The following is a 13,647-nucleotide window of genomic DNA, read 5'->3' as shown; positions in this document are numbered from 1 at the left end:
GGGTCAGGTGAGGGCGGTCAGGGCCTTGGCGTAGGCGGTGGGGACGAAGTTCGGGCCGCCGGGGGTGAAGACATTCGACGTGGCGGCGGCCGACCAGGCGGTGCCGGGGAGCGCCTGGACCAGGGCGCGGACCACCGACGCCGCGCGCCACTGCTCCTGCTGGGCGAGGAGGCTCAACGCCACCACCGACTCCTCGACCTCGCCCACGCACTCGAACGGCTTGTGCCCGTCCACGCCGAGCAGCTCCCGGTAGCCGGGGATCTGGGCCTCGTCGGCCAGCAGGTCGCCGCCGAAGATGTGGCTGATCCGCTCGCGCGGCATGAACGCCGCCATGGCCAGGAAGACGAACCGGCACTTCGGGCAGTTCCGGCACCACCGCTCGCTCGCATCGCGCAGCTTGAACGCCGCGTTGCAGCTGGTCACCACGTCGTCGTACCGCTCGATCGCGGCGAAGAGCCGGGCGATGTGCAGCTCGGACAGCGAGCGCAGCAGGGAGAAGTACGGGTCGGTGAGCCCGGCGTGCTCGGCCAGCGCCGCCCGCAGCAGCCCCTCCGCCTCGACGCCCTTGGACCACTGGTGGTTGATCTCGTGGCCGTTCCAGACCAGATTCGGGTCGGAGGCGGAGCGCTCGTTGGACATCACCACCGGGCCGAGGCCGTGCAGCACGGCGGTGGCGACCGCGATCAGCGAGTTGATCGCGGTGACCGGGATGTGCCCGTTCAGCGCGCCGGCCGCGTTGAGGTCGAACAGCACCGGGTCGATCCGGCGCCGGGCGGCCAGCGGGGTCAGGTCGGAGGCCTGGTTGACCGCGACGATGACGTGGTTCGGGTTGACCGAGAAGGGCACCGGGTCGAAACCGGCCCGACGCAGCGCCTCCAGGCTGACGATGGAGTCCTTGCCGCCGCCGACCGCGGAGAGCGGCCGGCGGTCCGAGTCGTCGTACGCCCGGGGTGGGGTGACCTCGCCGGCCGGCACCTCCGGGCGCAGCTCCAGCACGTGCGGCAGCCGGTTGCGGTACGCGTACTCGGCGAGGCCCTTGGTGTAGACGGCCGTGACCAGCTCGACGGCGGCCGCGCCCAGCGGGGCCGGCAGCACCAGCCGGTGCGGCGCGGCGGTCTTGTAGTAGCTGACCCCGGCGACCACGTGCAGCAGCTCGAGGACCCGGCCGAGGGTGGCCACGATCTCGTCCGACGGCGGCTCGGCCGGCAGCGGGAGCGTGATCACCTCGGTGAACCGCTGCTCGCCGTGCGGGCCGGTGAGCTTGTAGTCGAACAACGCCTCGCCGGTGGCGAGGTCGATCGAGTAGGACGGGAAGGTGAAGGCGTCCATCCGCCCGAGCTGTCCGTTAGGCACAGGTCATACTAGTCCGGGCCGACCCGGACGCGAGCGAGGAGATCACACGTGCACCTGTCTGACCTGCGCGGACGCTCTGTGGCTGTCTGGGGTACCGGCCGTGAGGGCATGGCCGCCGCCAGGGCGGTCGCCGCGCACGGTCCGGCCAGTCTCGTTGCCGTGGATGACCGGACGAACTTCCTGTCCCTGCCCTGGGAAGGCCCGCTGGCGGAGGCCGCCCCGCTGGTGACCGGCGAGGAGGGGCTCAGTCGGCTCATCGCCGCCGACGTGGTGGTTCGCTCTCCCGGAGTGCCGCAGACCCACCCCTGGATGCTCGAACTGCGGCGACGCGCGATTCCCGTGACGCAGGGCACGGCGCTGTGGATGGCCGATCACGCCGACCGCACCGTCGGGGTCACCGGCAGCAAGGGCAAGAGCACCACATCCAGCCTGATCAGCCACCTGCTGACTGCGGCGGGCCGGCCGAACGTGTTCGGCGGCAACATCGGCGTGCCGACGCTGGAGCTGCCCGAGGCGGAGCTGTACGTCCTGGAGCTCTCCAGCTACCAGTGCAGCGACCTGACCGACTCGCCGCGTGTCTCCGTGGTCACCGCACTCTTCCCGGAGCACCTGGATGCGCACGGCGGCGAGCGGGAGTACTACCAGGACAAGCTCAACCTCATCGCGCACGGCCCGCACGCCGTGGTGGTCAACGGCGCCGACCCCCGGCTCGCCCTGGAACTGGGGGACCGGGCCGCGGTGCGGGCGGGCCGCTCGGACAGCACCCACGTCGCCTCCGGCCCGGACGGCGCCCCCTGGTTCCACCTGCGGGACCAGCCGCTCTTCCCGCGCGCGGTGCTGCCGCTGGTGGGCCGGCACAACGAGGGCAACCTCTGCGTCGCCCTCGCCGTGCTGGAGACGCTCGCTGTAGACGTGGTGGAGCGCAAGGACACCCTGGCCGTCGCGGTCGCCGAATTCCAGGGACTCGCCCACCGGCTCACCGAGATCCCGGACCCGTCCGGGCTGGTCTTCGTCGACGACACTCTGGCCACCAGCCCGTACGCCGCCATGCACGCCATCGACGCGTACGAGGGGCGGCCGCTCACGGTGATCGTGGGCGGCAACGACCGGGGGGTGGACTACACCCCGCTTCGCGACCACCTGGCCGAGCGGGAGATCACCGTCATCGGTATTCCGGACAGCGGGGCGCGGATCGTGGCGGCGCTCGCCGGACTGCCCGGGGTGCGGAGCGAGGTCGTCGAGGATCTGACCGCTGCCGTTCGGCAGGCGCGTCGGCTCACCCCGTCCGACGGGGTGGTGCTCCTCTCGCCGGCCGCGCCCAGTTACGGCCGGTACCGCAACTTCGAGCACCGGTCGGAGGCCTTCCGCGAGGCTATCGCGGAGACGGCGATCGGTCAGCCCGGCACCATACGGAGCGCCAGCAACGCAGTGTGAAGGGCTCGCATCGACCGGATCGCCGACCGTAGCTCCTGCAGCACGTCCGACGGCAGGTAGGCGTGCCGGAGCAGGGGGTCGGCGAGCGCCGTCGGCTCCAGCCCGACGGTCTCGACGCCGCAGCCGTACTGCAGGGTGAGGGTCCGCACCGCGTCGCAATGCTGGAAGGGCACGTGCAGATCCGTGGTGATCACCAGGACCAGGTCGGTGGGCTCGGGCCGGCTCACCTGCTCCGCCCAGAAGCGCAACGTGTCAGCGGTATTCGCGCGCCGGGTCGCCGGCTCCGTGGAGGGCGCCGCCAACGTGTGGGTCGTCCGGGTCGATGACCGGTAGGTGCGAATACGCCACCCTCCGGAGCCCGCTCCGGGGGCCAACTGGTCGTCGGCCGGGCGGCCGAGGTGGAACGCCCGCCGCAGGCCGGCGTCCATGGCGTCGAACTCCGTCCCGATGCCTGTCAGGCCCAGGCTCCGCGCATGGTCCAGTTCCCGGTCAGAAACGGGCCGCAGACTGCCAAGCCCGGCGACCTCCTCGGTGTCCAGCCCACCGGCGACCAGCTCGGCAGCGAAGGCCGACCGGGCGGCGCAGGTGCGTACCCCACCGCCAGCGACGAGGACGTGCCGGTACCGGTCGTGCGCCGGCCGGTTGCGGCCGCTGAGGCCGAGCGAGTCACCGGCCCGGCTGACCAGGTCATTGATGTACCCGCCGTACTTCACCTTCTTCGATTCGTACCGCTCCCGACCGTTGCGGAAGTCCCAGTACCGCGCCGAGAACATGTCGAGCCACTCGAGCCGGTCAGCCACCTCCAGGGGTGGTGAGGCCCCGCCGAACGCCCTGACCAGTTCCTGGAGCGCCGCCGCGCTGGTCCACTCCTCGATGGCACGGACGAGCTCCGACGGATCTCCGCCGGGCGGACAGCACGGCAGGCCGACGGCGGGGAAGTCCGTCATACCGGGGCCGACGCGGGGGTCGTCACTTCCACCGCGGCGAGGAGCGATCGCATCGAGCGGATGCCGGAGCGGATCTCCTGGAGGTACTTCCCCGGAGTCACGGGCTGGTGCAGGGACGGCTCGTGGGACCAGTCGGCCTCGACCCCGACGGTGTCCACATCGACGTCGAAGGGGACGCCCAGCGTACGGAGCGCGTCCGCGTGCTGGAACGGTACGTAGATGGCCGACGTGACCACCAGCACCCGGTCGTTCGGCGTCAGGGTCACCTGCTCGGCCCAGTACCGCTGGGTGTCGGCGGTGTTGGCGCGTCGCCTTTCCGGGTCACTCGACGGGGCCGCGAGCACCCGCACGGTCGGCCCGCCGTCCCGCTGGTAGGTGCGAATGCATGAGGACAGGTTCGTATTGTCCGGGTCGAGGTGGGCCTCCTCGGCCACCGGATCACGGAAGCCCAGGTAGCGCCGTACGCCGACGTCCATGACGTCCATCTCGTTCCGACATCCGGGTGCGCCCTGGTCGCGGAGGAGCTCGTGTTCCAGTTTGGTGAGCTCCCGACCGCTGCCCAACGCGGCCACCTCGGGTCGCCCGACGCGACCGCTGGCGAGCAGTGCCGCGGCATAGGAGTTCCGCTGCAGGCAGGCCCGGGCCAGGCCGCCGAGCACGATCAGGTGGGTGTAAGAGTCATGCCGCGGCGTCGTGGCGCGGACCAGCCCGAGCGCTTCCGCAGCGGCGAGCACCAGGGCCCGCTCCGCGGCATCCAGGTCGGGCTCACGGGCGTCGGGCCGTTCCGCTCCCTTCCTGAAGTTCCAGCAGCCGTCGGAGAAGTCGTCGAGCCAGGCGAGAAGGGACGCGGTGGCCGCCTCGCCAGCGGTCGCCGGCAGCGTGCCGCCGAACGCGTCGACCAGATCGCGCATCGGCGGGGAGACGACCCACCGGTGCACGTCCGCCGCGATCTCCTGCCGGGACGGGCGCGACCCGCAGCTCGGCAGTGGTACCGACTCGTAGGCGACCACGACTCTCCCTTCTGCGGCCGCGGTGCGACGCGACGGCGTGGTGCCGATACTAGGTCCGTCGCGGGCCGATCGACAGGCGGCGCTCCGATGTCCGACGGCCACGGAAGGCCCGCCCGGCGGTCGCCTGCCACCGTGCTCCGGGCGGGGGAGAACCGGCATCGTCCGGTCGACCCGTTGTCCCGGCGGGACCGTCATCGCCTCCGGCGTATCTCCGTTCGTACCTGTCGGCCTGAGGTGGCGGGCACGAAAGCTCTCGATTCTCTTGCGGCGGGCGACGCGGGATAACACCTGCGCTGCGGTGGGCGATCCTCCGACCGATTATGGTGCACCCGCTTCGAGTAGAGGCCATTTCCTGTCGAGGAAAACAGTCGGTCCTCTCGGGTGGAGTCAGTCGTCGCGGGGCGGCCGCTGGCCGTGGACCTTCATGCGACCGCCGATCGCCGGCCTCGTGTCCACTGTGATCTGATGATCATTCGCTGGGGTTGTCTCTTCAGGGGATGATCCCTGTCGGCGGGCTCACTACCATCATGTCAATCGTCCAAGCCCAATGCCCGGATCGTCTGCGCGCCCCTTTCCGCCCATTGAGGTTCGAGGTATGAGTCGTCCATCCGACAAACCTGTTCCGCTAGTGATCGTCGTTCCAGGAATTGGTGGCAGTGTGCTGGAGTCGCAGTCGGGACGGGTGCTCTGGGGCACCGGCGACGGGAATGGCGAGGCGCTGTTGCGGAATCCGCGCCGACTGGACGTCGACCACCCGGTACGTCCAGTCGGACTGGTCAGCGGCCGGATGTTGTTCCCCGGCTTCGCCAGGATCCACGGCTACCGGGAGCTGCTCGATCGGATGGGGACGATCGTCGGAGGACCGGTCGACCACGGTGCCCCCGGCAGTCGGCGGGCCGACGCCCGGGTGGTCGGGTTTCCGTACGACTTCCGGCGGAGCATGGCGGATTCGGCGGACGAGCTCGGCCATCTGATCAAGACGCGTCTCGATCTCCTCGGTCTGAGCGGCCGGTACGACCAACTGATCATCGTGGCCCACTCGACCGGCGGCCTGGTCGTGCGGCACTGGCTGGCGCGGCAGACCTCGCCGGTGCAGGCCGTGATGACGCTGGGCACCCCCCACCTCGGCTCGGTGAAGGCGCTTCACCATCTCGTCAACGGCGCGGACTGGTGGACGGGCGCCCTGCCGGAGCTCCGTGACGAGCTCCGCCGATGGCCGTCGATGTACGAGCTGCTGCCACAGTGCCCGTCGATTGAGGACGAGCGCTCGTCGGAACGGCTGCACCCGGCCGACCTGCCGCTCGACTGGCTTCGTCCCGGGGCGCGTCAAGCCCACGCCGTGCACGGGGAGACCCAGAGGTCGATGCACAAGGGCCTCGTCACCATCGGATACCGTGCCTTCCTCGGCTACGGACACTCGACACTGCTCTGCGCGACCTGGGACGGCGCGACCCTGCGGGCACACAAGGACCCGGTCCCCTGGCTCGGGAAGGGCTGGGGCAGCAAGGGGGACGGCACCGTCCCGGCGTACTCCGCCCTGCCGATCGACGGAGAGAGCTTCGTCCGGCGCGACTACCTACCGGCCGGCCACACCTGCCTGGTCGTCGAGCGGGAGCCCCTCTCCGCTTTCGCCCATCTGATCCGCCTTGCGCACTGCGCCGAGGAGCGGCACCGCGCCGAGGAGCAGCATCGGGCCGGTCGCGTCCCGATGATCGGGCTCGATCTTGACGACGCCTACCTGGCCGGTGAGCCGGTGGCGCTGAGGGCGGAGCTCGACCCGTTGGGGTCCCGACCGGCCGGGATGACGTTGGCGTACGAGGTGACCGGTGACACGACCTACAGACGCGGATCTCTGGCCTACGGCGACGGTGTCTGGTCCGCGGCCCTGACCGGACTCCCACCGGGCCGGTACGACCTCACGGTTCGTGCCGAGCCCGCCGATGTGTACCCGGAACTTCGCACCTCCGATTGGTTCGACGTGGTGGGCGAGGTGCTGGACACCTCGGCCCGATATCCCGAGAGGTGATGCCGATGATGAGTCAGGACGAGCTGCTCGAGCTGGCGCGGGAGCTACGCCAGCGGCGCCGCGCGGTGGATGAGGAGCTCATGAGCGGCATCGAGAAGGACATCGCGGAATACCGGGCCTTCCTGGCCGAGCCTCGCCCGGCGGTGCCCGTGCCGGAGCTGCTGTCCCGGCTTCCACTGATGGGCTGGATCATCTACGAGGCGTCGTACATCGAGGTCGAGAACGTGCAGGCGGCGTTCGAGTCGTTCACCGACGACCGCCGTGCGGCAAGCCGGGCGGCGTTCGAGGCGGTCGTGCGCATCGCGAACGCCGCGCGGACCCTGCCGTGGCCGCACTTCGCCCCCAGGGCGCTCGGTGCGATCAGGGCGCAGGCCCTCGCCGCGTCGAAGCGGGACACCACGCGCGGGTACGACGACGCCTGGGCGGCGCACCAGGATGCCCGCAAGAGGTACGGGTCGTACCGGGTGGACCTCACCGGCACGGGATTCGACGGCCACATCCTGTCGCTGGACGAGACATTCCTGCAGTTGACGCTCGCCGAGACCGGCACAGCCTGCCGCACCGCGGAGCGGGTCATCGGCCGCTGGGCGGAGGGCGTCGAAACGAGTGAGTGGAAGGGGGACGACTGGAGCGACGAGGAAGCGGACAACGCGCGGTGGACCCAGCGGATGTTCCGTGAGCTGACCGACGGAGCGATGTTCGGCCGCGAGACCCTCGACCTCGCCTCGAACATCGCGGAGGAGCACGGACTCGTGCACACCGTGGACGAGCACCGACTGGCCCAGGTGACGAGCTTCCGGAACCCGGGCATCATGACGGCGCGCGCGATCCTGCTGCTGCTGTCGATGTCCGCCGAGATGGAGCGGCTCCGGCGGCCCTCGCTGTTCGACCTGCGGACGTGGCGGGAGGTTCGCTGGGAACTGGTGGCCCGCTTCGAGAACGCCTACCGGTTCATCGAGAAGCCTGTCCACGACCCGGACGGCGAGCCGGTGCCCCTGCTGCCGGCGCACGCCCGTTCGCTCGTCCAGCTCCGGCTGCACCTGGGCCTGTTGGTGCCGGGGCATGTGCTGCCCTCCAACCAGTCGTTCGCCCCGTGCGTGGCCCGCGAGCGACTTGACGACGAGACCGTCGAGGAGCTGTCGCGGTGGCTGGCCGAGCAGGTCCACGGCACGCGACGCGGGGACGCGAACGTCATCGGCAGCGCCACGAAGCCCAGCTTCATCCAGTCGGTCGAGGCGTGTCGGGCTGAGTTTGGCGCGCCAGGTGGCTACCGCGAGTGGCGACTGCGCTGGCTCGACCTGGACCGGTACGCGGGCGAGCCGGGCCGGGCGGAGCGCGTCCGGCGGATTCTCGCAGAGACTCCGCCCGGGCTACCGACCGAAGGCGTTTAGAAGCGCCCATCGGTGCTCGCCGGCCCCGCGGTCGAGCGCCTCGATCTGTGCCTGCCGCAGGGCCTGGTCGAGGCGTAGGCCCCCCGGTAGCACCAGCCCGACGATGCGCGAGGCGATCCAGCCGGACCATTTGTCGGGCACCCGGTCGATTCCGGCGACCACACACCGGCTGCCACCCGCGAACGCGGCCATGACGAAGCCGAACGGCTCCGCGTCCGCCGGGTTTGGTAGCCGGCCGACCTGACAGGAGGCCATCAACACCGAGCGGGGCCAGCGCAGGCCGAGGGCCCGAGCGGCGGTCAGCCGCTCCGGAAGGAGCAGGAACTGTCCGAGGCCGTTTCCGCCACCGTGCGCGGCGATGTGGAGGAAGCGCCATGGCGCCTCCTTTTCGGACAGGACCGCGATGAGCGGGCGTTCCATCGTGGCCGGCTGCGTGCTCGGGTCGACGTGACAACGGGTCAGTGGCACCGGCTGGGCGCCGCGGTCGGGCAATCCCCAGGCATCGCGCTCCTGCGTGACGTCGATACTGTCTTCGGGCTGCGAGACGAGCCGGACGAGGGCGGGGCCCTCGACCGGGCCCGGCTGGTCCCCGGACAGACAGGTGAGCACCGGAACCTGCGTGATCGTGGCACGTTCAACGAGCCGCGCACCGTCTTCGTCGATCGTTAGCGCGGGCCACGGCAGCATGCTGAGCAGCGAATGCGGCGAGATGAGCAGCTCCACGGGCGCGCGGCGGGTCGCGTCGCGCAACCGGTCGAGCAGGGCCGTCGGGAGCAGTTCGCACGCCAGTCCGTGCCAGTCGGGTCCGTCCCACTCGGTGGCGTGCGCGAGCTGGCCGATCCACGGGCGCGTCTGGCCACGCCCATGGAAGAACGCCGCGAAGGGCGCGCCAGGGGTGAACCGCTCGAAGGTGAGGTCTCCGTCGGGCCGGATCAACGAGCGGAACCAGTTGGTCCGGCGGGTCAACGTGTCGGGCAGCGCGACGAAGTCCAACGCGTGGCGGTCCCCGACGAGGCGGACCACCTCGGTGAGATCGGCCGGCTTGGGCAGCACGGTACTGGCGAGCAGCGGTGAGACGAGGTTCTCCAGCTCGCCCCGTCGTCGCACCAGATCCTCCGCGGTGCTGACGCATTCCCGGGCGCTGGCCTCCGGATTGTGGAGCTGCTCCTCGAAGGCGACGATGTCGTCGATGACGCCGCTCATCGTGGGGGACATCAGCGATCGGTCGGCTCGCATGAGGCTGGCGAAGCCGGTCTGTTTCGCCGACAGCGACACGGCGAGCCCGAGTTCGGCCGCCCGGCGGCCGGGCAGCGTCGAGGCGAGCAGCGCGATGTCGCCGTAGATGCGCTGGAACGCGGTGGCGAGCGGGCTGCGCGATCGGGAGATCACCCGCCAGCGGCTGCGGGTGCGCTCCGCGATCGTGAGAGCCGTCCGGCCCAGCTCGATCGCCTCGTCGATCGCGGCCGCGTCCGGCTCGCCCAGCACCAACTGCTCGGCGAGCGTGAGCGTCACCAGCAACTCCGGCACATCTCCGGCGTCCGCCGAGGCGGGCTGCTCGTCGTCACGACGGGCGGTGGCACGGTGCTCGGCGAGTCGTCTGCTGGCCCGGCGGAGCCATCGCTCCGCCTCCTCTGCGTCGCCCGCCTCCCGCGCGGCGATGCCCCGGATGAGTTCCGACCGGTGACCGGTCGGCCATGGTGCCCCGGGCCCGGACGACCAGAACTCGTCCGACTCGCGCAGCCCGGGCTCGACCTGGCCGGCGAGGCCGGCGAGGATGAGGCCGGCGCCCAACTCGTACTCGAAGTGGCCGCGATAGTTGTTGGCGCCGGCGCCGTGGAAGTAGCCGGGATCGCGGGTGGCGAGCCCGATGGCCTCCCGTAGGCGTCCGGCCATCCGCAGACTGCGGATCTTCCCGTGGGTGTGTGTCCGGCCGAGGAAGAGGTCCCGATCCGGGTCGTTGTCCGGCAGGTCGGCCGTCCGGGCGACTTCCTGGTTGGCGCGGTCGTACAGGTCGACCGGATCCGGGCGGTCTTCGACCGGTAGGTCGAGGGTGTTCTCAACGAGCTCGGAGAAGAGCGCGATCGCGCCGGCGTTGGCGAGGAAAGTGCTCCTGCTGGCCCACTGGTCGGCCTGTCCGTCGAGGTCCCGGGCGCCTTCGAGGTGGCGCTCGAGGGCGAGCGAGAAGAGCCCGCGCTCGTTGTGGACGGTCCGGCCCTTGGCGTCGTTCTGCCGGACGATGCCGACCGCCTCGTCGGCATCGCGGGCAACCTGCACCAGATCGTCGCGGGCCAGCGCCCGTCGGGTCGCCGGGGAAACGGCCTCGATAGTCGCTTCGGGCTCGGCGGTCATATCGGCATCGTCGGAGGACAGGCAGCGGGTGGCGTCGAGAGGGAAGTCATCGTCATGCCGATCTGGGACGTGGGGCAATCGTCGAGTTGACGGCGCTGTGTGATGCGGTACCGACTTCGGCACCATACCCACGCCGCCGGTGGGCGCGACAGACGTCGATTGGGTCTGACATTGTTTCGTCCGGTCGGAATCGACGATCCTAAACGGGCCGGCATGCGCCTCGTCGACTTACCAACAGGTGGACCAGTCTGCGCACGGCGTCGGCTTCGTGGCCGTCGACGAAATGATCGACGAATTCGCGGCTGGCCCGAAGCCCGGGTACGAATTGGACCACGGCGTCCCCGCCGCCGTTCGGTTCGATCCAGAACACGCGATGGGCGATCCGCGACAGGCGCCGCATCTGCTCGCCCAGTACGTCCGCGTCCGTGACCCAGCCGTCCGAGGCGATGACGGTGACGGCGGCCCGGGCCGCCCGCCGGCCACCCCAGGTGCCGAGGAACTGACGCAGGGTCTGGCCCAGACGGGTGCCACCGGCCCGGTCGATGATCAACACGTCCACCGCCCGCATGGCCACGGCCGGGTCGCGGTGTCGCAACGCGGGCGTGATCCTCGTCAGACGCGTGCCGAGGGCGAACACTTCGGTCGTGGCGGGTGCCACGGTGACCGCCGCGTACGCGAGGCGCAGAAGTGGCTCGACGTGACGCTCCATCGATCCGCTGACGTCGAGCAGCAGCACCAGGCGCCGCGGTCTGCGGTCGGGCCTGCGATAGCACAGCCGGGTCAGGTCACCGCCGCCGCGAAGCGTCGACAGCGCAGTACGGCGGGGGTCGAGGACCCTGCGCCGCGCGGAGACCCGTCGCCGTGAGCGACGCAGACCGGTGCCGGCCGCCAGCAGCGCGACGAGCGCGTCGATCTCCGCCGCCTCCTCCGGGCCGAAGGTCCGTGCGGACCGGTCCGAGATTCGCTCGGTCCCGTCGGCCGCCCGTGCGACGGCTCCCTCACCGGCTGCCGCCCGGCTCCCGTCCTCGACGGCGACCGGAAGCCCGACCTGGGTGGACCCGACCCCGTCCTCCTCGTCCGGCCCGGGTGGCGCCGCGCCGAACCACCGTGCGAAAGCCGCGTTGAAGACCACCAGGTCGGCATGGCGGGAGCAGAACGTCAGTCTGGTGGCCCAGTAGACCTCGCAGACGCCGGGTGGGCTCAGCACGGAGAGCGCGGCGACTGCGGCGGCCACCCGGGCCGGCTCGATCGTGATCCCGGCTTCGCGCACCGCTCGCGCAAACAGGCCCACCTCGGTGGCCAGCGCCGGGTTCATCACTCGGCGGTGCGGGCGCGGGGGATGGAACCGAAGATGCGGGGAAGGATCCTGCTCCTGACCTGTGCCCGGTCGTCCTGGTGCTTGACCACCGTGCCCAGCGCCGCCTCCGTGGTCGGCAGGTCCAACGTGGCCGCCCCGAGCCGGTGGGCCGCCGCCGCCAGGTCGATGGATTCGGCGATCCCGGGCGGCTTGACCAGTCCACAGCGGCGGAGCTCCCGCACCGTGGTGACCACGTCGCGGGCCAGCTGGTCGGGAATGTGCCGATTGGCTCGGCACACGATCTTGACCTCCAGATCGGCATCCGGCAGGTCGATCCAGTGGTAGATGCATCGTCGCTTGAGTGCGTCGTGGACCTCCCGGGTCCGGTTCGAGGTCAGGACCACCAGTGGATCTCCCGCGGCGCGCACCGTTCCGTACTCCGGAATGCTGATCGTGGCCTCTTCCAGGACCTCGAGGAGGAAGGCCTCGAACTCGTCATCGGCACGGTCGATCTCGTCGATGAGCAGCACGGCACGGGGCGCCTCGAGCGCACGCAGGATTGGTCGGGCGAGCAGGAACCGCCGATCGTAGAGCGATCGTTCCAGCTCCGCCCGATCGGCCGACTCTCCCGCCATGCGCACGTGCAGGATCTGGCGGGCGAAGTCCCATTCGTACAGCGCCTGCGAGGCGTCTATCCCCTCGAAGCACTGCAAGCGGATCAGTTCCGCGTCGAGCACTGTCGCCATCGCCCGGGCGAGCGAGGTCTTCCCCACGCCGGGGGTGCCCTCGAGAAACAGCGGTCGGCGAAGCTGGATGGCCAGGAAGAGGGCTGTTCCTATACCCAGATCGGCAAGGTAATCGGCCTGATCGAGGGCTGTCACGAGATCGGCGGGCTGCGTGAAGCGTGGCGTCCCCATTGCCGGTACGTTAGACCGGGGCGCAGATCCGATTCTCTCGGCCATTCGGATCGATGGTCCCTCCGAGCGGACACCGCGGCAATTGGCTCTAGCAGTGAGGGGTGTCGAAAGCCAGCCGATCGGCTGTCGTCGTTGCGACACATGTTATGCGTCCACCTGGGTAGGCTCGCTCACCCGTACGTTCCCGAAGCCACGGATGTCCGGAGGTGCCCCCGGTGACAGTTGCCGGTGCCCAGCCCGACGCGCCCCACGACGAAGCGTCCACGACCGACGGGCCGCCCGCCCCGGAGTCGGTGGTGCCGGCCCAGCACACCAGGGGTCTGCTCGATCCGCCGCCGACGCCGGCAGAGCGGGGATGGATGGACGAGGAGCCGCAGCGCGGGGACGGTCCGGATGAAGATTGATCACCCGTGAGTGACCAGGGCAAGGCCTACACCGCGTTCATCGAGGCCGAGCTCAAGGCCGAGCGGGACCGACGGGTCCACTTCGACTCCCGGGGCGCGTTGCTCGTGACGACATCCGCGAGTCTTGTCTCGTTGCTCGCCGCCGTCGTCGCGTTCTTCCGGGTGGGCACCACGTACACCTTCCCGCGGGACGCACTGCCGGCGCTCGTGGTCGCCCTCGGCGCATTCTCGATGGCCGCCGCCGCGGGGATCCTGGCCGGCTGGAACCGCCCGTACTCGGTGGCGGACGTGCCCACCCTCAACAAGCTCCTCGACGAACGGTGGGACCGGGACGACGAGGTGCGCGCCCGGAACAATGTCGGCTACATGCAGGTCCGGACCGTGAACTCCCTCCGGCGGGCCAACAGCTGGAAGGGCCGTTGGGTCCTGTGCGGGCTGGTCGCGCAGCTCGTGGCGCTGCTGGCGCTCGGGCTGGTCGTGTACCTCATGCTCTACCACTCCACGGGCGCCTGACGCCCG

At 70.6% G+C, this 13,647-nt stretch carries 11 protein-coding genes; 5 read left to right on the top strand and 6 right to left on the bottom strand.

What is annotated here, in order from left to right; translation table 11 throughout:
• Positions 1-3: 3 nt before the first annotated feature.
• Entirely contained in the window at positions 4-1,353 is a 1,350-nt protein-coding gene (locus DKT69_RS26235) for a MurL-like N-terminal domain-containing (protein WP_109804171.1), read from the bottom strand.
• A 48-nt stretch (positions 1,354-1,401) separates the two neighbouring features.
• On the opposite strand from DKT69_RS26235, the gene murD reads away from it, so the two are divergent.
• Positions 1,402-2,787 carry a UDP-N-acetylmuramoyl-L-alanine--D-glutamate ligase gene (gene murD / locus DKT69_RS26230; protein WP_109804170.1) on the top strand — a complete coding sequence of 462 codons (1,386 nt, stop codon included), beginning with the start codon at positions 1,402-1,404 and terminating at the stop codon, positions 2,785-2,787.
• Here the strand turns inward: murD and DKT69_RS26225 are convergent.
• Together DKT69_RS26225 and DKT69_RS26220 are read right to left on the bottom strand one after the other, a co-directional pair.
• On the bottom strand, positions 2,748-3,734 hold the full coding sequence (locus DKT69_RS26225) for a hypothetical protein (RefSeq protein ID WP_109804169.1): 987 nt from the start codon (positions 3,732-3,734) through the stop codon (positions 2,748-2,750). The two genes, murD and DKT69_RS26225, sit on opposite strands and share 40 nt — an antisense overlap.
• Complete coding sequence (locus tag DKT69_RS26220; protein ID WP_236648359.1) at positions 3,731-4,744, bottom strand: hypothetical protein; 1,014 nt, start codon at positions 4,742-4,744, stop codon at positions 3,731-3,733. Before DKT69_RS26220 ends, DKT69_RS26225 begins: the two co-directional genes overlap by 4 nt.
• A 658-nt stretch (positions 4,745-5,402) precedes the next feature.
• Between DKT69_RS26220 and DKT69_RS26215 the strand changes: the two genes are divergently transcribed.
• Both DKT69_RS26215 and DKT69_RS26210 read left to right on the top strand, forming a co-directional pair.
• Positions 5,403-6,770, top strand: a complete 1,368-nt coding sequence (locus DKT69_RS26215; RefSeq protein ID WP_161557958.1) for an alpha/beta hydrolase — start codon at positions 5,403-5,405, stop codon at positions 6,768-6,770.
• 5 nt (positions 6,771-6,775) lie between these two features.
• On the top strand, positions 6,776-8,161 hold the full coding sequence (locus tag DKT69_RS26210; RefSeq protein ID WP_146231213.1) for a hypothetical protein: 1,386 nt from the start codon (positions 6,776-6,778) through the stop codon (positions 8,159-8,161).
• Here DKT69_RS26210 and DKT69_RS26205 read toward each other — a convergent pair.
• The 3 genes from DKT69_RS26205 to DKT69_RS26195 form a co-directional block, all read right to left on the bottom strand.
• Positions 8,141-10,510: a CHAT domain-containing protein gene (locus tag DKT69_RS26205; protein ID WP_161557957.1), complete on the bottom strand. Its 2,370-nt coding sequence runs from the start codon at positions 10,508-10,510 to the stop codon at positions 8,141-8,143. The two genes, DKT69_RS26210 and DKT69_RS26205, sit on opposite strands and share 21 nt — an antisense overlap.
• A 199-nt stretch (positions 10,511-10,709) precedes the next feature.
• Complete coding sequence (locus tag DKT69_RS26200) at positions 10,710-11,825, bottom strand: VWA domain-containing protein (RefSeq protein WP_109804165.1); 1,116 nt, start codon at positions 11,823-11,825, stop codon at positions 10,710-10,712.
• Positions 11,825-12,724, bottom strand: coding sequence for an AAA family ATPase (locus tag DKT69_RS26195; protein ID WP_109804164.1), 900 nt, complete (start codon positions 12,722-12,724; stop codon positions 11,825-11,827). Before DKT69_RS26195 ends, DKT69_RS26200 begins: the two co-directional genes overlap by 1 nt.
• Before the next feature lie 215 nt (positions 12,725-12,939).
• Here DKT69_RS26195 and DKT69_RS37905 point away from each other — a divergent pair, with 215 nt between their 5' ends.
• Together DKT69_RS37905 and DKT69_RS26190 are read left to right on the top strand one after the other, a co-directional pair.
• A complete protein-coding gene (locus DKT69_RS37905) occupies positions 12,940-13,128 on the top strand; it encodes a hypothetical protein (protein WP_146231212.1) in 189 nt (62 codons plus the stop codon).
• A gap of 6 nt (positions 13,129-13,134) precedes the next feature.
• Positions 13,135-13,641 carry a hypothetical protein gene (locus tag DKT69_RS26190; protein ID WP_109804163.1) on the top strand — a complete coding sequence of 169 codons (507 nt, stop codon included), beginning with the start codon at positions 13,135-13,137 and terminating at the stop codon, positions 13,639-13,641.
• The last annotated feature ends 6 nt before the right edge of the window (positions 13,642-13,647 follow it).

The organism is Micromonospora sicca, from assembly GCF_003172935.1.
Taxonomy (GTDB): domain Bacteria; phylum Actinomycetota; class Actinomycetes; order Mycobacteriales; family Micromonosporaceae; genus Micromonospora; species Micromonospora sicca.
This window is presented reverse-complemented; position numbering and strand designations above follow the sequence as displayed.

What these genes read in the sequence shown, in the direction of transcription:
- DKT69_RS26200 (WP_109804165.1), bottom strand. Translation starts at nt 11,825, where the DNA reads ATGAACCCGGCGCTGGCCACCGAGGTGGGCCTGTTTGCGCGAGCGGTG.
- DKT69_RS26210 (WP_146231213.1), top strand. Translation starts at nt 6,776, where the DNA reads ATGATGAGTCAGGACGAGCTGCTCGAGCTGGCGCGGGAGCTACGCCAG.
- DKT69_RS26195 (WP_109804164.1), bottom strand. Translation starts at nt 12,724, where the DNA reads ATGGGGACGCCACGCTTCACGCAGCCCGCCGATCTCGTGACAGCCCTC.
- DKT69_RS26225 (WP_109804169.1), bottom strand. Translation starts at nt 3,734, where the DNA reads ATGACGGACTTCCCCGCCGTCGGCCTGCCGTGCTGTCCGCCCGGCGGA.
- DKT69_RS26205 (WP_161557957.1), bottom strand. Translation starts at nt 10,510, where the DNA reads ATGACCGCCGAGCCCGAAGCGACTATCGAGGCCGTTTCCCCGGCGACC.